This is a genomic window from Stenotrophomonas maltophilia (assembly GCF_013464915.1).
In the GTDB taxonomy this organism is placed as follows: domain Bacteria; phylum Pseudomonadota; class Gammaproteobacteria; order Xanthomonadales; family Xanthomonadaceae; genus Stenotrophomonas; species Stenotrophomonas maltophilia_AT.
Genome location: NZ_RAVT01000026.1, coordinates 1 through 18,339, shown reverse-complemented (window position 1 = coordinate 18,339; position 18,339 = coordinate 1). Strand labels below are relative to the sequence as shown.

Here is an 18,339-nt window from a genome sequence, read left to right as displayed (position 1 = left end):
CACAATGGCTCGTATCGTTCTGATCGAGGATTCACCGACCGACCGCGCGGTGTTCACCCAGTGGCTGCGCCGTGCCGGCCATGAGGTGCTGGAAGCGGACAACGCCGAGGATGGACTGCAGCTGGTGCGCGACCAGGTGCCGCAGCTGGTGCTGATGGACGTGGTCCTGCCCGGCATGAGCGGCTTCCAGGCGACCCGGGCGATGGCCCGTGACGCAGCGATCAAGCACATCCCGGTGATCATCGTCAGCACCAAGGCGATGGAAACCGACAAGGCCTGGGGACTGCGCCAGGGCGCGGCCGATTACATCGTCAAGCCGCCGCGCGAGGATGAACTGATCGCGCGGATCAACGAACTGGTGGCCTGATGCGCTCGCCCTTCGACATCCTCGAAGCCTATGAACGGCGCAGCCTGGCCCATGCGGTGCAGCTGCCCGAGCGGCAGTTTGCCCAGGACCTCTGGCGTGGCGTGGGGTACCGCGTCGGCCAGCGCCGGCTGGTATCCGATTTCCGCGAAGTGGTGGAAATCGTGCCGATGCCGCCGGTCACCCCGGTGCCGTGCGCACAGCCGTGGCTGCTGGGCGTGGGCAACCTGCGCGGCAACCTGTTCCCGGTGGTCGACCTGAAGTACTTCCTGGAAGGCACGCGTACCGTGCAGCAGGAAGGCCAGCGCGTGCTGATCATGCGCCAGGCCGGCGGCGACGTCGCGCTGACCATCGATGAACTGTTCGGCCAGCGCAGCTTCGAACTGGACCAGCAGATCGCGGCCGGCACGCTGGCCGAAGGGCGCTACGGCCATTTCGTCGATCGCGCCTTCCATGCCGACGGCCACGACTGGGGCGTGTTCTCGCTCTCGCTGCTGTCGCGCACCCCTGAATTCCGGCAAGCCGCGGCCTGAGGCCGGGCATCGCCCCCTGCATTGAAGATCGAGGTTGAACGATGAGTACTGCTTCGGACGCCACCAAATCCGGCAAGCTGCGGCTGGGCGGCAGCAACCTCTGGCTGTTCCTGCTGCTGGCATCGATGATCCTGTTCGGCGTCAACACCGGCGTCGCCACCTGGCAGGGCAGCCGCCTGGCCGACGCCGGCTCCAAGGCCGCCGACCTGCAGGTGCTGTCGCAGCAGCTGGCCAACCAGGGCCGTGACGCGGTGGGCGGCAACGCACAGGCGTTCACCGCCTTCAAGGCGACCCGCAACGCGATCGAACAGAACGTGTCGACCCTGCAGGGGCGCTACGGCAAGGAGCCGGGCGTGTCCGGCGCGATCACCACGCTGGGTGAAACCTGGGCGCCGCTGGGCAAGCAGGCCGGGCAGCTGGTGGCCAGTGAGCCGGCGGTGCTGGCTCTGGCCGGTAATGCCAACAACTTCACCGGCGCGGTGCCGGGCCTGCAGGCCCAGCTGAACGAGCTGGTGCGTGCGATGTCGGCCTCGGGTGCGCCGTCATCGCAGGTGTACAGCGCACTGCAGCAGGTCGTGGTGGCCGGTTCGATGGCCCGCCGCGTGACCGAAATGCGTGCCGGCGGCAGCGCCGCGGCGACCTCCGGCGATGCGCTGGCACGTGACATCACCGTGTTCTCGCAGGTGCTCGACGGCCTGCGCAACGGCAACGAGGAACTGGGCATCACCGCCGTGCGCGGTGCCGCCGCCGTCGCCGCGCTGGAGCAGTCGCAGCAGAAGTGGGAAGCGATGAAGCAGGACGCCGATGCGATCCTGGCCAGCTCGCGCCAGCTGTTCGCCGCGCAGTCGGCGGCCACCGCGCTGGGCCAGGGTTCGGCGCACATGCTGGATGACAGCCGCAAGCTGTTCGAGGCGTTCTCTTCGTTCGGTTCGGTGTCCGATACCCGCCTGTTCCCGAATTTCTGGATCGGCGTGGTGTCCGGTGCGCTGTCGCTGATCGCGATCATCGGCTTCGTCTCCACCAACGTGCGCAGCCGCTCGCGCGAGCAGGAACTGCGTTACCAGACCCAGGTGGAATTCAACAGCCGCAACCAGCAGGCCATCATGCGGCTGCTGGACGAAATTTCCTCGCTCGGTGAGGGTGACCTGACGGTGAAGGCCTCGGTGACCGAGGACATGACCGGCGCGATCGCCGACGCAATCAATTACGCGGTCGACGAGCTGCGCCACCTGGTGACCACCATCAACGACACCTCGGCCAAGGTCGCGCTGTCCACCCAGGAAACCCAGGCCACCGCCATGCAGCTGGCAGAGGCGGCGGGCCACCAGGCCAACCAGATCACCTCGGCGTCGGACCGCATCGGCGAAATCGCGGCGAGCATCGAGCAGGTGTCGCGCAACTCGGCCGAATCGGCCGACGTGGCACAGCGCTCGGTGGTGATCGCCGCCGAGGGTGCCGGCGTGGTGCGCGAGACCATCCAGGGCATGGACCAGATCCGCGACCAGATCCAGGAAACCTCCAAGCGCATCAAGCGCCTGGGCGAGTCGTCGCAGGAAATCGGCTCGATCGTGGAACTGATCAACGACATTTCCGAGCAGACCAACATCCTGGCGTTGAACGCGGCGGTGCAGGCGGCGTCGGCCGGTGAAGCGGGCCGCGGTTTCGCGGTCGTGGCCGACGAAGTGCAGCGCCTGGCAGAACGCACCTCGGGCGCGACCCGACGCATCGAGAACCTGGTGCAGGCCATTCAGGCCGATACCAACGAAGCGGTCACCTCGATGGAACAGACCACCGCCGAAGTGGTGTCCGGTGCACGCCTGGCCGAGGACGCCGGTACTGCGCTGACCGAAATCGAGCGCGTGTCCAATGCACTGAACACCCTCATCAAGAACATCTCCATCGCCGCCCAGCAGCAGTCGGCCGCGGCCTCGGACATCACCCGCACCATGGGCGTGATCCGGCAGATCACCGGCCAGACCTCGCAGGGTGCCGGGCAGACCGCCGAATCGATCGGCCACCTCGCGCAGCTGGCGGCCGACCTGCGTCGTTCGGTCGCCGACTTCAAGCTGCCGGCGTGACGCGGGCAGGGCGGCGAGCAAGGAACCAGTCGATGAAGCATTTCCATTCCCCACGCCAGAACTCGCGCGGCTTCCGCGCGGCGGCGAACGGAGCGCGTCCATGAGCAGTCTGCGCGATGCGATGAGCCACGCAGCGCTGGGCTGGGTCAAGCCCGAGCTGGACGAGACCCTGCGCCAGGTGCGCAACGAGGTCGAGTACTACGCCGAAGACCCGGCCGATGCCAGCCGCATGCGCATCTGCGCCGGCTACCTGCACCAGGTGCAGGGCACCCTGCGCATGGTCGAGCTGTACGCCCCGGCCATGGTGGCCGAGGAGCTTGAACAGCTGGCCCATGCCATCGGCGCCGGTGGCGTGGCCGACCGGGATGAAGCCTGTGCGACCCTGATGCGCGGCAGCGTGCTGCTGCCCGATTACCTGGAGCGCCTGCAGAACGGCCATCGCGACATTCCGATCGTGTTGATGCCGTTGCTCAACGAGATCCGTGCCGCGCGTGGCGAGGAAGGCGTGCATGACAGCGTGCTGCTGGCGTTCGCGCCGGACAGCGTCACCGCCACCGAGGCCGAACTGGACCATGCGCGTGGCAGCCTGAGCGGGCGCAACCGCGAACTGCTCGACACCGTTGGCAGTGCGGTGAAGGAAGAACTGCTGCGCATCAAGGATGCACTGGACCTGCACCTGCGTACCGGCGGTGCGCCGGAACAGCTGCAGACCCAGGCCAATGAACTGGGCGCGGTGGCCGATACGCTGGGCATGATGGGCCTGGGCGTGGCCCGTGGCGTGGTCGTGCAGCAGCGTGATGCACTGCGTGGCGTGGTCGAAGGCCGCCAGCGGATCGACGAAAACCTGCTGCTGGATATCGCCGGTGCGCTGCTCTACGTGGATGCCTCGCTGGATGACCAGGTCGCCCATCTGGGCGCCGGCGGCAGTGGCGAGGACGATCCGAGCGCAGTGGAGAACCGGCGCACGGTAGAGGTGCTGGCCCATGAGGCCATCGCCAACTTCGCCGCCGCCCGCGAGCATTTCGTCGCTTTCATCGAAACCGGCTGGCACCATGCCGAGCTGCAGGACGTGCCGCGCCTGCTGGGCGATGTCTCCGGTGCGCTGCGCATGCTCGACCTGGGTACCGCTGCCGACTACCTGCGCGGTGTACAGCAGTACATCGAGGCCGAGCTGATTGGTCGCCAGCGCGTGCCGAGTGGCCGCCAGCTGGACACCCTGGCCGACGCCATGGCCAGCCTGGAGTACTACCTGGAAGCCCTGCGCGACCGTCGTCCGGGCCGCGAGGACATCCTCGACATCACCCGCAGCAGCCTTGAGGCGCTGCGCTACTGGCCGCTGCCGGAACGCGATGCGGCCGGGCCGGCAACGTTTGCGCCGCAGCCCATCGAGCGCGAGCCGGTTTCGCTGCTGGCCACGGCGCCGCAGCCGGAGCACATCGAGATCCCGGTACAGTCGGCCGCGCCGGCACCCGGTGAGGTGCCGGTACCGCTGCCGGACTTCACCTTCGATCCGCCACCGGCCACGCCTTCGCCGGCGGCGGTGGACAACAGCTTGATGTTCGATGGGCTGGCATCCGTCGCCTCCGCGCCGCTGTCGCTGCATGACGAGGCGGATGCACCGCTGGTCTTTGCCGCTTCCAGTGCACCGGCGCCCGAGGTCCCGCAATGGGATCTGGCACCGTTCCATCCGGAGGCCGATCCGCTCGCTCCGGCGGAGGATGAGCGCAGTCCGACGTTTGCCAGCTTCGATCCGGTCAGTTTCGAACAGGTCGATGCAGCGCAGGGGGCCGCCACGCAGTGGACGCTGGCGGAGACAACGCTGCCGGTGCCGTCCGATGCGACGACTGGCCTGGACGTCGAGGGCGCCGCAGACGCGACGCTGTCCGTCCAGGCCGACACGCATGCCGCACCGGTGTTCGACCCGGTGGCCGCCGAACATGATGCGGTTCCTGCAAGCGACGACGTCGTGTTCCGTTTCGATGCCGATGCGCTGGACAATGCCGACGATGTGCTGTCGCTGCATGCGATGGAGACATTGCCGCTGGAGGACGCTGCCGGGCTGCATCCGTCGCTGGAGAGCGTCGATGCCACCGCCCCTGTGGTGGTGGAAGAGAATCCTGTTGCCGCGGAACCGGACATCACCGCTGTGGACGTGCCGGTGGAAACGCCCGCACCGCTTGGCGATGTACCGGCAGCGGCGGTGTCGATGATCGACATCGACACCATTGCGCCGATTGATTTCAGCGAAGCCGACGCGCAGTTCTTTGCCGAGCTGAGCGCTGCCGCCGCGGACTTCAATCCGCAGGCGACCCCGACGCCGGCCGATGCGGAAGCGCTGGTCGCCGTGGGCGACGCGGCAGGTGCAGAAGCCGGCTTCGAGGCGGGTTTCGACGACGATGCCGAGAACATCGACGAGGACATCCGCGAGGTGTTCCTGGAAGAGTTCGACGACGAGCTGAACAACCTCGGCACGTTGCTGCCGGCATGGCGCATGCAGCCGGACAACATGGACCGTCTGCGTCCCATCCGCCGCATCTTCCACACGCTCAAGGGCAGTGGCCGACTGGTCGGTGCACGCACCCTGGGTGAATTCGCGTGGAAGATCGAGGGCATGCTCAACCGCGTGCTCGACGGCAGCCGCCCGGCGACGCCAGCCGTGCTGGCCATGGTCGACAACGCGCATGCCGCGCTGCCGCAGCTGAACGCCGCACTGCGCCATGGCCAGCGGATCAGCGTGGACCTGCAGGCGATGCAGGCCATTGCCGATCGCGTCGGCGCGGGTGAGGAAACCTATTACGTACCGCTGCCGGTTGCGGCCGCTCCCGCCGCGCCGGTGGTCGAAGCCGAGGGCGAGGACGAGATCAGCCGCATCCTCGAGGCCGAAGCAATGGCGTCGGTGCAGGCTGAAGCCGATGCGGACCCGGCGCCTGGAGCACTGGGCACGCCGGCCAACATCGACAGCGTGCTGCGCGAGATCCTGGAAGCCGAAGTGGAAGTCCACCAGGCGACCCTGCAGGACTGGCTGCGCTCGGCGCAGCAGGCGCCGCAGCCGGTCAGCGACGCGCTGCTGCGCGCGGTGCACACCATGAACGGCGCCTTCGCGATGACCGAAGTGCCGGAAATCACAGCCGTTACCGGCGGTGCCGAGTCCTACATCAAGCGCGCGCTGGCTGCAGACGTGGTGCCGGGTGACGAGGGCGTGGCTGCGCTGGATGCGACCGCGCAGGCGATCACTGCGACCATGGAAGCGCTGCAGGCCGAACAGCCGCGCATCACGCCACAGGAAGCGCTGGTGCAGCGCCTGCAGGCGCTGGCTGGTGAACTGCCGGAAGCGCGCTGGCCGATGGTCGGGCTGGAGGACGACGACGAGGATCTGGCGCTGGAGACCGGGGAAACCGGTCCTGCGTTCGAAGCTGCCACGCCCGGGATCGAACCTGCCGCGCCCGAGCTGGAACCGCTTGCCGCCGACGCGCAGGCAGCCGGGACTGCGGGCGTGATCGACACCGGCCTCGATGTCGGCGAACTGACCGGCAGCGATGATCTGTCGCGCTACTTCGATGCCGGATGGCCGTCGGTACCGGGTGAAGGCGAAGCCACCGCCGGGGACATCGGATCGATTGAATCGATCCAGCCGGTCGAGAGCGAGCCGGTTGTTGCGACGACCAAGCTGGAGGCCGCAACGACGCCGGTCGCCGAGGCCGATCTGACCGCCGCGGACGACCTGTCGCCCTACCTCGATGCCCGCGCGCTGCCGGTGGATGACCGCGACGCCGATGAGATGCCGGTGTCCGTGCAGGTTGACGCAATCGACCTGAATAGGTCGGTGTCCGCTGACCTGGGCGATGCCGACGCCAGCCTCGACGACGACGCTGCTGCACTGCCACTCGACAGCGAGCTGTCGAGCCTGCAGGATGAAATGGCTGCGCCGGGTTTTGCAGAACCGGTCACGCTGGCAGCCGCGCTCGAGGCCGGCCTGCACGTGATCGACGAAGAGCAGACCCTGGACGACGACGGGCAATGGCCCGTGCTCGGCCTCCAGGCCAGCGAACTCGCGCCGGGCGAGGCGGAAGCCTTTGCCGAGGATGCGGACGTCGGCGGGGAGGCGGCGGTCGGCGAAGGAGAGAGCGCCGATCAGCCGTCCCCGGCGACGGTGAACGAGGTGAGCGCTGCCGAAGCGCTGCAGGCCACCGCCGAGCCGGTGCGGTTCTTCGAACTGGAAGATGCACCGGGGCAGGGCACGGCCCACGCCGATGCCGAACCTGCCGAGGCCGAGGCTGTGGAGCGCGCCGCGCTCCACGATGAAGCTTCCACTCTGGAAGACTCCGCGGACGGCGCCGATGCGCTCGACTTCAGCGTGTACGACCGCGAGCTGGTCGACATCTTCGTCGAGGAAGGCAAGGATCTGCTCGACCACTGCGATGGCCTGATCAGCGAACTGCGCGATGCGCCGCAGGATCGAGAGGTACTGGCCGGCCTGCAGCGTGACCTGCACACCCTGAAGGGTGGCGCACGCATGGCCGGCATCAATGCCATCGGCGACCTTGGCCACAGCATCGAATCCCTGCTGGAAGCCGTGGCGGCCGGCCGCACCGAGATCGAACGCCGCGACGTGCAGCTGCTGGAGCGTGGCTTCGACCGCCTGCACCAGCTGCTCACGCGGACCGGTGCCCATCGCGTGGTGGAGCCGGCACAGGATCTGGTGGAGGCCTTCGAAGTCCGCACCACCACCGATATCGCGGCGGCCGCTGCGGCCGCGCGTGCGGCCAGCGAGGCCGAGACCGTGCCGGCACAGGCTGCGGGCACGCTGACGACGCCGGCCGATGCCCCGCTGTCGGCACCGCTGCCGGCCGAAGGGGTGGCCGACGAAGACCCGTTGGCCCGTCCGCAGCAGGAACAGGTGCGCGTGCGCGCCGACCTGCTCGACCGACTGGTCAACCACGCCGGTGAAGTGGCGATCTACCGTTCGCGTCTGGAACAGCAGCTCGGCGCCTTCCGTGGCGCGATGGGCGAACTGGAGCGCACCAATGCGCGTCTTCGCGACCAGCTGCGCCGCCTCGACCTGGAAACCGAGGCGCAGATCGTCGCCCGCTATCAGCGCGAGCAGGACCAGGCTGACCAGAAGTTCGATCCACTGGAACTGGACCGTTTCTCCACCCTGCAGCAGCTCAGCCGTGCCCTGAACGAATCGGCGGCCGACCTGGGCGGCCTGCAGGGCGTGCTGGACGATCTGTCGCGCCAGTACGACTCCCTGCTGCAGCAGCAGTCGCGCGTCAGCTCGGAACTGCAGGACGGCCTGATGCGCGCGCGCATGGTGCCGTTCGATGGCCTGGTGCCGCGCCTGCGCCGCGTGGTCCGCCAGTCCGGCATGGACACCGGCAAGCAGGTCCACCTGACCCTGGAAGGCACTCACGGCGAACTGGACCGCAACGTCCTCGATCGCATGGTCGCGCCGCTGGAGCACATGCTGCGCAACTCCGTGGCCCATGGCCTGGAAGCGCCGGAACAGCGTCGCGCCGCTGGCAAGCCGGAGGAGGGCGAGATCGCCATCCGCCTGCACCGCGAAGGCTCGGAAATCGTGCTGGAAGTGGCCGATGACGGCGCTGGCCTGGACCGCGAGGCGATCCGCCGCCGCGCCATCGACCGTGGCCTGCTGGCTGCCGATGCGCAACCGAACGAGCAGGAACTGGACAACCTGATCTTCGCCTCTGGTTTCACCACCGCCGACCAGGTCAGCCAGCTGGCAGGCCGTGGCGTGGGCATGGACGTGGTGCGCAACGAAGTGCGCCAGCTGGGTGGTTCGGTCGACATCCAGTCGGTGCGTGGCCAGGGCGTGCGTTTCACCCTGCGCCTGCCGCAGACGCTGGCCGTCACCCAGGCGGTGTTCGTGCAGATCGGCGAAACCACCTTTGCGGTGCCGGTCGCCTCGGTCAGTGGCATCGGCCGCCTGTCGCGCGAGCGTTTCGAAGCGGCCGACAGCAGCTATCGCTACAGCGGCGAGGACTATCCGCTGTACGACCTCGGCAGCCTGGTCGGGCAGGCGCCGGCGCGTGCCGATGGCCAGGACCAGGTGCCGCTGCTGCTGGTCCGTGCCGGTGATCTGCGTGCCGCCGTGGCGATCGACCAGGTGCTGGGCAACCGCGAAATCGTGGTCAAGCCGGTCGGCCTGCAGATTGCTTCGGTGCCGGGCATCTACGGCGCCACCATCACCGGCGATGGCCGCGTGGTGGTTATCCTGGACGTGGCGCCGCTGGTGCGCCGCTTCCTCGCCAACCCGACGCTGCCGGTGCTGGCCAACGCTCCGCGCCAGGAGCGCCAGGTGCCGCTGGTGATGGTGGTGGATGATTCGCTGACCATGCGCAAGGTCACCGGGCGCATCCTCGAACGCCACAACTTCGAGGTCAGCGTCGCCCGCGACGGTGTGGAAGCACTGGAGCGCCTGGAAGAGCGCGTGCCCGACCTGATGCTGCTGGACATCGAGATGCCGCGCATGGATGGCTACGAGCTCGCCACCGCGATGCGCGCCGACCCACGCTACAAGGACGTGCCGATCGTGATGATCACCTCGCGCAGCGGCGACAAGCACCGCCAGCGCGCCTTCGAGATCGGCGTGCAGCGCTACCTGGGCAAGCCGTACCAGGAGCTGGACCTGATGCGTAACGTGTACGACCTGCTGGGGATCGCCCGTGTCCGTGAGTGAAGCCCAAGCGGCCCCGGCCGTCGCCCTGCTGGCCCGCCCCGGCGCCGCGCGCGAGCGCCTGCGCGAGGCGTTGTCGCATGCCGATGTGCAGCTGGTGCTGGAAGACGACCCGAACGGCCTGGAGCCGCAGCTGCTGCAGGACGCGCGTCCACAGTTCGTGGTGATCGCGCTGGAGGCGGCCATCGAGGATGCTCTGGAGCGGCTTGAAGCGGTGCTGTCCGCACCGGGCCTGACCCTGGTCTTCGACGAGGCCGAACTGGCGGCGCGCCGTGATGGTTGGGAGGCACAGCGCTGGGGCCGCCACCTGGCCGCCAAGCTGCACGGTCACCAGCAGGTGCTGCCGCCGGGTGCGGAAGACGAACCCGCCCTGCAGCTGGAGCCGGGTCACCCGGCACCGCCGCCGGCACCACGGGAAGAAGCGCTTCAGTCGCATCTGGAGCAGGCATTGAGCTGGGCCGACGAAGTACCGGCGGACAGCCTGTATGCGCCACCGGCGCACCTGCACGAACCGATCGCGCTGGAGCAGGCACTGGCCGCGCTGCAGCCGGTCGTGCCGGAGCCGCTGGAGGCAGCGCCGATGCAGCCGGTTGCCATGCCGGCCGCAGCGGCCACGCCGCCGGTCTCCTTCGACCACACCGCGTGGTCGCTGGTCGAGGACGTAGCAGACGCAGCCGCAGCCACCGGCCACAGCGCCGCGGTGGAAGCGCCGCTGCCGTCCTTCGATACCGATCACCTCAGCCTGGTGGACCTGGACGCTGCGGCGCCTGCGGGGGCACGCGCCGGTTCGCTGCTGGTGCTGGCCGGCATTGGTGGCCCGGATGCGCTGCGCCGCCTGCTTGGGGCGCTGCCCTCGTCGCTGAGCGTGCCGGTGCTGGTGCACATGCGCCTGGATGGTGGCCGCTACGGCAACCTGGTCAAGCAGATGGCACGCGTGTCGCCGTTGCCGGTGCAGCTGGCCGAGGCCGGCCAGCGGGCCCTCCCCGGTGAAGTGCACGTGCTGGCCGATGACATCGGCGTAAGCGTGACCGCCGACGGCCTGCATTTCCTCAGCGATGCGCAGGGTATCTCGCTGGCCGCGCTGCCGGCGCAACACACCGCGCTGGTGCTGCTCAGCGGTGCCGACCTGGCCCATGTCGGGCCGGCACTGGACCTTGCTGCGGCCGGTGCCTGGGTGGCTGGACAGGTTGGCGAAGGCTGCTACGACCCCGCCGCGGCGACGGCGGTGGTGGCTGCCGGCATGGTGGCCGGCGAACCGCAGGACCTGGCGCAGGCGATTGCCGCGCGCTGGGGCGAGCAGGACGACAACGGAGACGCACCATGAGCTACGCCAGCAATGACGAAATCCGCGGCGTCCTGATCCAGGCCGGCAACGAGCGGGTGCTGCTGCCCAATGCCACCGTGGCCGAAATGATGTCGCGGGTGCCGGTGCAGCCGGTCTCCGATGCACCGCGCTGGCTGGTCGGTGAGATCGGCTGGCACGGCTGGCAGGTGCCGCTGGTGTCGTTCGCGCGGCTGTCCGGGCTGGGCGAGGAAGCGGTGGGCGGCCACAATAAGGTGGTGGTGCTGAAGGCCCTGAGCGGCAACGCGCAGCGCCCGTACTACGCGCTGTTGACGCAGAATTTCCCGCAGTTGATCTCGGTGCCGCGCGATGGCCTGCTGGCCGATGCTTCGGAGGAAACCCTGCCGCAGATCGTGCACATGCGCGTGCTGCTGGGTGAGCAGAGCGCATTGCTGCCGAACCTGGACGCGCTGGAAGCCGCACTGGATTCGCTGGCGGCCTGATCGGACRTCCGCCGGTCGGATTCCCGGTAGTGCCGGCCGCTGGCCGGCAACCTCATGATCCCGTRGATGCCGGCCARCGGCCGGCACTACCACGAATCAGCCTCAGCCCAGATCCCCCAACCGCGCCTGCAATGCCGCGATCGCGGCCAGGCCGGCCGTCTCCGTGCGCAGGATGCGCGGGCCCAGCTGCAGCCCCTGGAAGCCGGCCGCCGCCAGCTGATCGCGGTCGCGCGGCGACCAGCCGCCTTCCGGGCCGATCGCGATCACGATGCCGCCCGCCGGCGCCGCGTCCAGCGTCGACAGGCGATGGGCGCCGAGCGGGTCCAGGGTCAGCCGCAGCGTGTCGGCCGGCAGCGTCGCCGCAGCCTGCGCCAGTGACAACGGCGATCCAACCTGCGGAATGCGCGCGCGCCCGGACTGGCCGCAGGCCGAGGTCACCACGTTGTTCCAGTGCGCCACGCGCTTCTCCGCGCGCGCGGCATCCAGCTTCACCTCGGTGCGCTCGGCGTTCACCGGAATGATCGCCGCCACGCCCAACTCGGTGGCCTTCTGCAGGATCAGGTCCATCTTCTCGCCTCGGGCAATGCCCTGCAGCAGAGTGATGGCCAGCGGCGATTCGTTGTCCACCGCCTGCACCGCATCGATGCGCACCTGCACCTCGCGCTTGCCGGCCGCGGTCAGGGTGGCGCTGTAGTCGTGGCCATCGCCGTTGAACAGCACGCAGGTATCACCCTCGCGCAGGCGCATCACCCGCACCAGATGGTTGGCCGCCTCTTCCGGCAGGGTCACGGTCTGGCCGCTGTGCAGCGCCAGGTCGATGGGGCAGCGGGTCACGCGCATGCAATCGCCTCGTCAATCGCCGCCAGCGTGGTATGTGCCAGCAGCTCCAGTTGTTCGTCGTCCACGCAGTAGGGTGGCATCCAGTACAGCACGTCGCCCAGCGGGCGCAGCACCACGCCACGCTTCAGCGCGGCCTTGTAGGCGTGCAGGCCCAGTCGCAGCGCCGGGTCGAACGGGGTGCGCTTGTCGCCACCACACGACAGTTCGAAGGCCACCACCATGCCGGCCTGGCGGACGTCGGCCACGTGCGGATGGTCGCTGAATGGCGCCGCCAGCGTGCCCATCACCGAGGCGATGCCACGGTTGCGGGCGATCACATCGTCGTCGCGGAAGATGTCCAGCGTCGCAAGCGCGGCGGCACAGGCCAGCGGGTTGCCGGTGTAGCTGTGCGAATGCAGGAAGGCCCGCTCGCGCGAGTCGTCAAGGAAGGCGTCGTACAGCGCCTGCGTGGCCAGCACCGCGGCCAGTGGCAGGAAGCCGCCGGTCAGGCCCTTGGACAGGCACAACAGGTCCGGCATCACCCCGGCCTGCTCGCAGGCGAACAGGGTGCCGGTGCGGCCGAAGCCGGTGGCGATCTCGTCGGCGATCATGAATGCGCCGTGCGCATCACACAGCTCACGTACACGCTGCAGGTAGACCGGGTCATGCATGCGCATGCCGCCGGCGCACTGCAGGCAGGGCTCCAGGATCACCGCGCAGATCTCGCCGGGATGCTGGTCGAACAGGGTGGCCAGGCCATCGGCGGCCTGGCGTGCACGATCCGCCGCACTCTGGCCCGGTTCGGCCAGGTAGGCATCGGGCGAGGGCGCGAACAGGCCTTCGGCCAGCAGCGGTGCGTAGACGCGGCGGTACAACGGGATGTCCGCCATCGCCAGCGCGCCCAGGGTCTCGCCGTGGTAGCCGTTCTCCAGCGCGATGAAACGCGTGCGCCGGGGCTCGCCGCGGTTCTGGAAATACTGGAACGCCATCTTCAGCGCGACTTCCACGCCGGCCGAGCCGTTGTCGGCGTAGAACACCTTGGCCAACGGCGCGCGGCCGGGCTGGCGTGGCGCCAGCGCCAGCAGGCGCTCGGCCAGGGTGATCGCCGGCTCGTGGCCGAAGCCAGCCAGCATCACCTGTTCCAGCTGCCCGGCCTGCGCCGCGATGGCGCCGCCGATGCGCGGCTCGGCATGGCCGAACAGGTTGGTCCACCAACTGCTGACGGCGTCGAGGTAGCGGTTGCCGTCGTGGTCGATCAGCCATGCGCCTTCACCACGGGCGATCGGCACCAGCGGCAGGGTATGCGGGTGCTCACGCATCTGCGTGCACGGATGCCACAGCACCTGCAGGTCGCGTTGCCGCCAGTGCTGGGCCAGCGGGGAGGGGGTTGGGTCTGCTAGCATTTCGGGCTCATGAACATGTTGCTGCCTGCACATTCTATCGGCCCCGGCGCTGGCGCCGGCCGCCGCGGAGATTCCGCATGAACGATGACCGTGCCGGCCGTCGCTTGCCGATCATCCATCGGATCACCGATGAGGAGAACGGCCCCTTCCAGCGCCAGCACCTGGACCTGGAGTTCTCCAACGGCGAACGACGCCGCTTCGAGCGCCTGGTCAGCCGTGGCCACGGTGCGGTGGTGGTGGTGCCGATGCTCGACGACGAGACGGTGCTGCTGGTACGTGAATACGCCGCCGGCATGCACCGCTACGAACTGGGCCTGGTCAAGGGCCGGATCGACGCCGGCGAAACCCCCGGGCAGGCTGCCGACCGTGAACTGAAGGAAGAAGCCGGTTACGGTGCGCGCCGGGTCGACGTGCTGCGCGCGATGACCCTGGCCCCTACGTATATGAGCCATCAGTCGTGGCTGGTGGTGGCACGCGACCTGTATCCGGAAAAGCTGGCCGGTGACGAGCCGGAAGAACTGGAAGTGGTGCCGTGGAAGCTGGCCGAACTGGACCAGCTGATGCTGCGCGAGGACTTCTCCGAGGGACGCTCGCTGGCGGCGCTGTTCATCGCCCGCCAGTGGCTGCAGGGAACGCGATGATCAAACTGACCACGGACCTGCGCGAGACCGCCATCGCCATCGCCCAGGAAGCCGGACAGGCCATCATGCAGGTGTATGCCGATGGCTTCGAGGTGCAGATCAAGGATGACAACAGCCCGGTTACCGCCGCCGACCTGGCCGCCAACCTCGTGATCGAGCAGGGCCTGCAGCAGCTGACCCCGGACCTGCCGATCCTGTCCGAGGAATCGGCGCAGGTGGGGTGGGAGCAGCGGCGCCACTGGGGCGCGTACTGGCTGGTCGATCCGCTCGACGGCACCCGCGAGTTCGTCAAGCGCAATGGCGAGTTCAGCGTCAACATCGCCCTGATCTACCAGGGCGCACCTGCCTTCGGCGTGGTGCTGGCCCCGGTCACCGGCATCGTCTGGCATGCCATGCGTGGCGAACTGGCCTATCGCCGGCAGGGCCTGCACGACACCGTGCTGCGCACCCGCACGCCGGCCACCGCCCCGCTGCGCGTCGCCGCCAGCCGCTCGCACCGCTCGCCGGAAACCGAAGCGCTGCTGGCGCGGATGGGTCGCATCGAAACCATCGCCCAGGGCTCGTCGCTGAAATTCTGCCGGATCGCCGAAGGCGGCCTGGATGTCTACCCGCGGCTGGGCCCGACCTCCGAATGGGACACCGCTGCCGGCCAGTGCGTGCTGCATGCCGCCGGGGGCGCGGTGCTGTCGGCGGCCACCGGCAAGCCGTTCCGCTACAACCGCCGCGAAACCCTGTTGAACGGCGATTTCATTGCCCTTGGTGATACCAGCCTGCCCTGGCGCGACTGGTTGTCCGACTGACCCTGGAGGCCGCATGAGCGCGCACGACACCCCCACCACCGGCAGCGCCGCCACCCATGAGCTGGAGCGCCTGCTGGCGATCATGGCGCGCCTGCGCGACCCGCAGGGCGGCTGCCCGTGGGACCTGGAGCAGAACTTCGCAACCATCGCGCCGTACACCATCGAGGAAGCCTACGAGGTGGCCGATGCGATCGACCGCGGCGACCTCGACGACCTGTGCGACGAGCTGGGCGACCTGCTGCTGCAGGTGGTGTTCCATGCGCGCATGGCCGAAGAGCAGGGCAGCTTCGCCTTCGCGGACGTGGCCCGCGCGATCAGCGACAAGATGCAGCGCCGCCACCCGCATGTGTTCGCCGAGGTCAGCGTCGATGATGCCGACGGGGTGATGCGCAACTGGGAGGCGATCAAGCGCGCCGAGCGCGCCGCCAAGGGCGAGCAGGACAGCTCCGCGCTGGCTGGCATCTCGCGCGGCCTGCCGGAATGGCAGCGGGCGGTGAAGCTGCAGTCGCGCGCGGCCAAGGTCGGCTTCGACTGGCCAGGCCCGCTGCCGGTGCTGGACAAGGCCGCCGAGGAACTGCAGGAGCTGCGCGAAGAGTTCGAGCGCGGCGACATCGCCGGCAACAAGGCGCGCCTGCAGGAAGAGCTGGGTGACCTGCTGTTCGTCTGCGCCAACCTCGCCCGTCATGCCGATATCGACCTGGGCGCGGCGCTGCGCGGGGCCAACCACAAGTTCGAACGTCGCTTCCGTGCGATGGAAGCGCAGGCCGCCGCGCAGGGTGAAGCGTTGGCCGCGATGGACCTGGATGCGCAGGAAGCGCTGTGGCAGCACGCCAAGGCGGCGGAGAAAGCGTGAAGACACTCGGCCTGTTCCTGCTGACCGCGTTGGCGGAGATCATCGGCTGCTACCTGCCGTGGTTGTGGCTGCGCAAGGGCGGCAGCATCTGGCTGCTGCTGCCGGCGGCCGCCAGCCTGGCGCTGTTCGCCTGGCTGCTGACCCTGCACCCGACCGCCAGCGGCCGGGTCTATGCGGCCTACGGTGGTGTCTACATCGGCACCGCGCTGTTCTGGCTGTGGCTGGTCGATGGCATCCGCCCCAGCCGCTGGGACATGCTGGGCGCGGCCCTGTGCCTGGCCGGCATGGCCGTGATCATGTTCGGGCCGCGCACCTCATCAGTGTAGAGCCGAGCCATGCTCGGCTGCTCTTCCTTCCGACCACGCTGGCGCGCACAAGCCGGGCGTGGCTCGGCTCTGCAAGAGCAGCGATGCGTCCCCGGAAGGTGCATGATGGGGGCGACCCTGGTCCCCGGAGCACGCGCATGTCCCGCTTCGCCAGCTTCCGCGAGTTCTATCCGTTCTATCTCAGCGAGCACCGCCACCCGGTGTCGCGCCGGCTGCACTTCATCGGCAGCTGCGGGGTGCTGCTGCTGGTTGCGGCCGCGATCCTGCGCGGGCAAGCCATCCTCGTGCTTGCCGCCCTGTTCTGCGGTTACGGCTTCGCCTGGGTCGGTCATTTCTTTTTCGAGAAGAACCGTCCGGCGACATTCCAGCATCCGCTGTACTCGTTCATGGGCGACTGGGTGATGTTCGCCGACATCCTGCGCCGGCGCGTGCCCTGGTAGTTCCGCTGTGCATGCGGCCTTCACGCGCTATGCTGGGGCCTGGGCGACATAGATAAGGAAAGCGCGATGTTCCCGACCATGTTCTTTACCGTGGTACTGGCCTTCGTGGCCGTGGTGATCCTGTTCAAGGCGGTGCGGATGGTGCCGCAGGGGTACGAATGGACCGTCGAGCGCTTCGGGCGCTACACGCACACCATGACCCCCGGCCTGCACTTCCTGATCCCGATCGTGTACGGGGTCGGGCGCAAGGTGAACATGATGGAGCAGGTGCTGGATGTACCCAGCCAGGAAGTGATCACCAAGGACAACGCCGCCGTGCGCGTGGACGGCGTGGTGTTCTTCCAGGTCCTGGATGCTGCCAAGGCGGCCTATGAGGTGGCGAACCTGGAAGTGGCGATGATCGCCCTGGTGCAGACCAACATCCGTACCGTGATCGGTTCGATGGACCTGGATGAATCGCTCAGCCAGCGCGAGGTGATCAACGCCCAGCTGCTGAGCGTGGTCGACCATGCCACCAACCCGTGGGGCGTGAAGGTCAACCGCATCGAGATCCGCGACATCCAGCCCCCGCGCGACCTGCTGGATGCGATGGCGCGGCAGATGAAGGCCGAGCGCGAGAAGCGCGCGCAGATCCTTGAAGCCGAAGGCTCGCGGCAATCGGAAATCCTGCGTGCCGATGGCGAGAAGCAGGCCACCGTGCTGGAGGCCGAAGGCCGGCGCGAGGCTGCGTTCCGCGACGCCGAGGCCCGCGAGCGCCTGGCCGAAGCCGAGGCGATGGCGACCAAGGTGGTGTCGGCGGCGATCGCAGAGGGGGACGTGCAGGCGATCAACTACTTCGTTGCCCAGAAGTACGTGGAAGCATTCAAGGAGCTGGCCAGTTCGCCAAACCAGAAGCTGGTGTTGATGCCGATGGAGGCCAGCGGCGTGATCGGCTCGATTGCCGGCGTGGCCGAACTGGCCAAGCAGGCGTTGGCCAGCCAGGACAACAAGGCCGCCGGCAAGCGGCCGCCGCCGATCGGAGGCTGACATGCGCTGGGAGGTCGTAGGCTGGGGCGCGCTGGCACTGCTGCTGTTTGCCGCAGAGGCGTTGGCGCCCGGGGCGTTCATGCTGTGGATCGGCATCGGCGCGGCAGCCGTGTTCGTGCTGGTGGCCGTGTTCAGCGGCATTCCATTGCTGTGGCAGGTCGTTGCCTTCGTCGTGCTGAGCGTGGTCTCGATCCAGTGCTACCGGCGCTGGGGCAGGGCAAGGGCGCGACCCAGCGATGCACCGTTGCTCAACCGCCGCGCCGAGCAGCTGGTCGGCCGGGTGGTGCCCTTGCAGCAGGGCATCGTCGGTGGGCAGGGCCGGGTCAGCATCGATGATGCGTACTGGCAGGTCAGCGGGCCGCAACTGCAGGCCGGTACCCTGGTGCGGGTGGTGGCGGTGCAGGGCAGCACGCTGGTGGTCGAAGCGGTGGCCTAGGGGTTCCCAGCCAACGGCGGAGCCCCTCGTGGGTGGTCGCGGAAGGCGGTTCATGCGTTTGGGTCGGGGGGGGGGGGGGGGGGGGGGGGGGGGGGGGCGGGGCGCGGGGGGGGGGGGCGGGGGGGGGGGGGGGGGGCGCCC

Annotated in this window: 15 protein-coding genes; 13 read left to right on the top strand and 2 right to left on the bottom strand. The window is 68.8% G+C overall.

All coding sequences use genetic code 11. The annotated features are described in order from the left end of the window. Window positions 1-4: 4 nt before the first annotated feature. The 6 genes from D7T59_RS09590 to D7T59_RS09565 all read left to right on the top strand — a co-directional run bounded on the left by D7T59_RS09590 (window position 5) and on the right by D7T59_RS09565 (window position 11,454). Window positions 5-367: a response regulator gene (locus D7T59_RS09590; protein ID WP_005410717.1), complete on the top strand. Its 363-nt coding sequence runs from the start codon at window positions 5-7 to the stop codon at window positions 365-367. After that, window positions 367-897: a chemotaxis protein CheW gene (locus D7T59_RS09585; RefSeq protein ID WP_005410716.1), complete on the top strand. Its 531-nt coding sequence runs from the start codon at window positions 367-369 to the stop codon at window positions 895-897. The genes D7T59_RS09590 and D7T59_RS09585 overlap by 1 nt, the downstream gene beginning before the upstream one ends. Window positions 898-938: 41 nt before the next feature. Beyond that, entirely contained in the window at window positions 939-2,975 is a 2,037-nt protein-coding gene (locus tag D7T59_RS09580) for a methyl-accepting chemotaxis protein (protein WP_111203647.1), read from the top strand. A gap of 100 nt (window positions 2,976-3,075) precedes the next feature. Beyond that, window positions 3,076-9,672 (top strand): Hpt domain-containing protein, encoded by a 6,597-nt coding sequence (locus D7T59_RS09575; RefSeq protein ID WP_180852405.1) that lies wholly within the window; start codon window positions 3,076-3,078, stop codon window positions 9,670-9,672. Continuing rightward, window positions 9,659-10,993 carry a chemotaxis protein CheB gene (locus tag D7T59_RS09570; protein WP_180852404.1) on the top strand — a complete coding sequence of 445 codons (1,335 nt, stop codon included), beginning with the start codon at window positions 9,659-9,661 and terminating at the stop codon, window positions 10,991-10,993. The genes D7T59_RS09575 and D7T59_RS09570 overlap by 14 nt, the downstream gene beginning before the upstream one ends. Continuing rightward, entirely contained in the window at window positions 10,990-11,454 is a 465-nt protein-coding gene (locus D7T59_RS09565; RefSeq protein ID WP_005410712.1) for a chemotaxis protein CheW, read from the top strand. Before D7T59_RS09570 ends, D7T59_RS09565 begins: the two co-directional genes overlap by 4 nt. Before the next feature lie 102 nt (window positions 11,455-11,556). Here the strand turns inward: D7T59_RS09565 and D7T59_RS09560 are convergent, their stop codons facing one another. Both D7T59_RS09560 and bioA read right to left on the bottom strand, forming a co-directional pair. After that, window positions 11,557-12,294 (bottom strand): 16S rRNA (uracil(1498)-N(3))-methyltransferase, encoded by a 738-nt coding sequence (locus D7T59_RS09560; protein WP_180852403.1) that lies wholly within the window; start codon window positions 12,292-12,294, stop codon window positions 11,557-11,559. Then, window positions 12,285-13,676: an adenosylmethionine--8-amino-7-oxononanoate transaminase gene (bioA, locus tag D7T59_RS09555; RefSeq protein ID WP_219629911.1), complete on the bottom strand. Its 1,392-nt coding sequence runs from the start codon at window positions 13,674-13,676 to the stop codon at window positions 12,285-12,287. Before bioA ends, D7T59_RS09560 begins: the two co-directional genes overlap by 10 nt. 77 nt (window positions 13,677-13,753) lie before the next feature. Here bioA and nudE point away from each other — a divergent pair, with 77 nt between their 5' ends. The 7 genes from nudE (at window position 13,754) to D7T59_RS09520 (ending at window position 18,198) form a co-directional block, all read left to right on the top strand. Continuing rightward, window positions 13,754-14,317: an ADP compounds hydrolase NudE gene (gene nudE / locus D7T59_RS09550; RefSeq protein WP_033833433.1), complete on the top strand. Its 564-nt coding sequence runs from the start codon at window positions 13,754-13,756 to the stop codon at window positions 14,315-14,317. Beyond that, window positions 14,314-15,117 carry a 3'(2'),5'-bisphosphate nucleotidase CysQ gene (gene cysQ, locus D7T59_RS09545; protein WP_099552045.1) on the top strand — a complete coding sequence of 268 codons (804 nt, stop codon included), beginning with the start codon at window positions 14,314-14,316 and terminating at the stop codon, window positions 15,115-15,117. The genes nudE and cysQ overlap by 4 nt, the downstream gene beginning before the upstream one ends. Window positions 15,118-15,130: 13 nt before the next feature. Continuing rightward, window positions 15,131-15,970, top strand: a complete 840-nt coding sequence (mazG, locus tag D7T59_RS09540; RefSeq protein ID WP_164138773.1) for a nucleoside triphosphate pyrophosphohydrolase — start codon at window positions 15,131-15,133, stop codon at window positions 15,968-15,970. Next, entirely contained in the window at window positions 15,967-16,296 is a 330-nt protein-coding gene (locus D7T59_RS09535) for a YnfA family protein (protein WP_180852401.1), read from the top strand. The genes mazG and D7T59_RS09535 overlap by 4 nt, the downstream gene beginning before the upstream one ends. Before the next feature lie 137 nt (window positions 16,297-16,433). Then, window positions 16,434-16,736 carry an Mpo1-like protein gene (locus D7T59_RS09530; RefSeq protein ID WP_049431766.1) on the top strand — a complete coding sequence of 101 codons (303 nt, stop codon included), beginning with the start codon at window positions 16,434-16,436 and terminating at the stop codon, window positions 16,734-16,736. A 66-nt stretch (window positions 16,737-16,802) separates the two neighbouring features. Continuing rightward, window positions 16,803-17,762, top strand: a complete 960-nt coding sequence (locus D7T59_RS09525; RefSeq protein ID WP_053520257.1) for an SPFH domain-containing protein — start codon at window positions 16,803-16,805, stop codon at window positions 17,760-17,762. A 1-nt stretch (window position 17,763) separates the two neighbouring features. Further along, window positions 17,764-18,198 carry an NfeD family protein gene (locus D7T59_RS09520; RefSeq protein ID WP_164138768.1) on the top strand — a complete coding sequence of 145 codons (435 nt, stop codon included), beginning with the start codon at window positions 17,764-17,766 and terminating at the stop codon, window positions 18,196-18,198. Window positions 18,199-18,339: the final 141 nt, after the last annotated feature.

Coding starts and splice junctions, on each gene's coding strand:
- D7T59_RS09590 (WP_005410717.1), top strand. CDS start 5: ATGGCTCGTATCGTTCTGATCGAGGATTCACCGACCGACCGCGCGGTG.
- D7T59_RS09585 (WP_005410716.1), top strand. CDS start 367: ATGCGCTCGCCCTTCGACATCCTCGAAGCCTATGAACGGCGCAGCCTG.
- D7T59_RS09580 (WP_111203647.1), top strand. CDS start 939: ATGAGTACTGCTTCGGACGCCACCAAATCCGGCAAGCTGCGGCTGGGC.
- D7T59_RS09575 (WP_180852405.1), top strand. CDS start 3,076: ATGAGCAGTCTGCGCGATGCGATGAGCCACGCAGCGCTGGGCTGGGTC.
- D7T59_RS09565 (WP_005410712.1), top strand. CDS start 10,990: ATGAGCTACGCCAGCAATGACGAAATCCGCGGCGTCCTGATCCAGGCC.
- D7T59_RS09560 (WP_180852403.1), bottom strand. CDS start 12,294: ATGCGCGTGACCCGCTGCCCCATCGACCTGGCGCTGCACAGCGGCCAG.
- bioA (WP_219629911.1), bottom strand. CDS start 13,676: ATGCTAGCAGACCCAACCCCCTCCCCGCTGGCCCAGCACTGGCGGCAA.
- nudE (WP_033833433.1), top strand. CDS start 13,754: ATGAACGATGACCGTGCCGGCCGTCGCTTGCCGATCATCCATCGGATC.
- cysQ (WP_099552045.1), top strand. CDS start 14,314: ATGATCAAACTGACCACGGACCTGCGCGAGACCGCCATCGCCATCGCC.
- mazG (WP_164138773.1), top strand. CDS start 15,131: ATGAGCGCGCACGACACCCCCACCACCGGCAGCGCCGCCACCCATGAG.
- D7T59_RS09530 (WP_049431766.1), top strand. CDS start 16,434: ATGTCCCGCTTCGCCAGCTTCCGCGAGTTCTATCCGTTCTATCTCAGC.
- D7T59_RS09525 (WP_053520257.1), top strand. CDS start 16,803: ATGTTCCCGACCATGTTCTTTACCGTGGTACTGGCCTTCGTGGCCGTG.
- D7T59_RS09520 (WP_164138768.1), top strand. CDS start 17,764: ATGCGCTGGGAGGTCGTAGGCTGGGGCGCGCTGGCACTGCTGCTGTTT.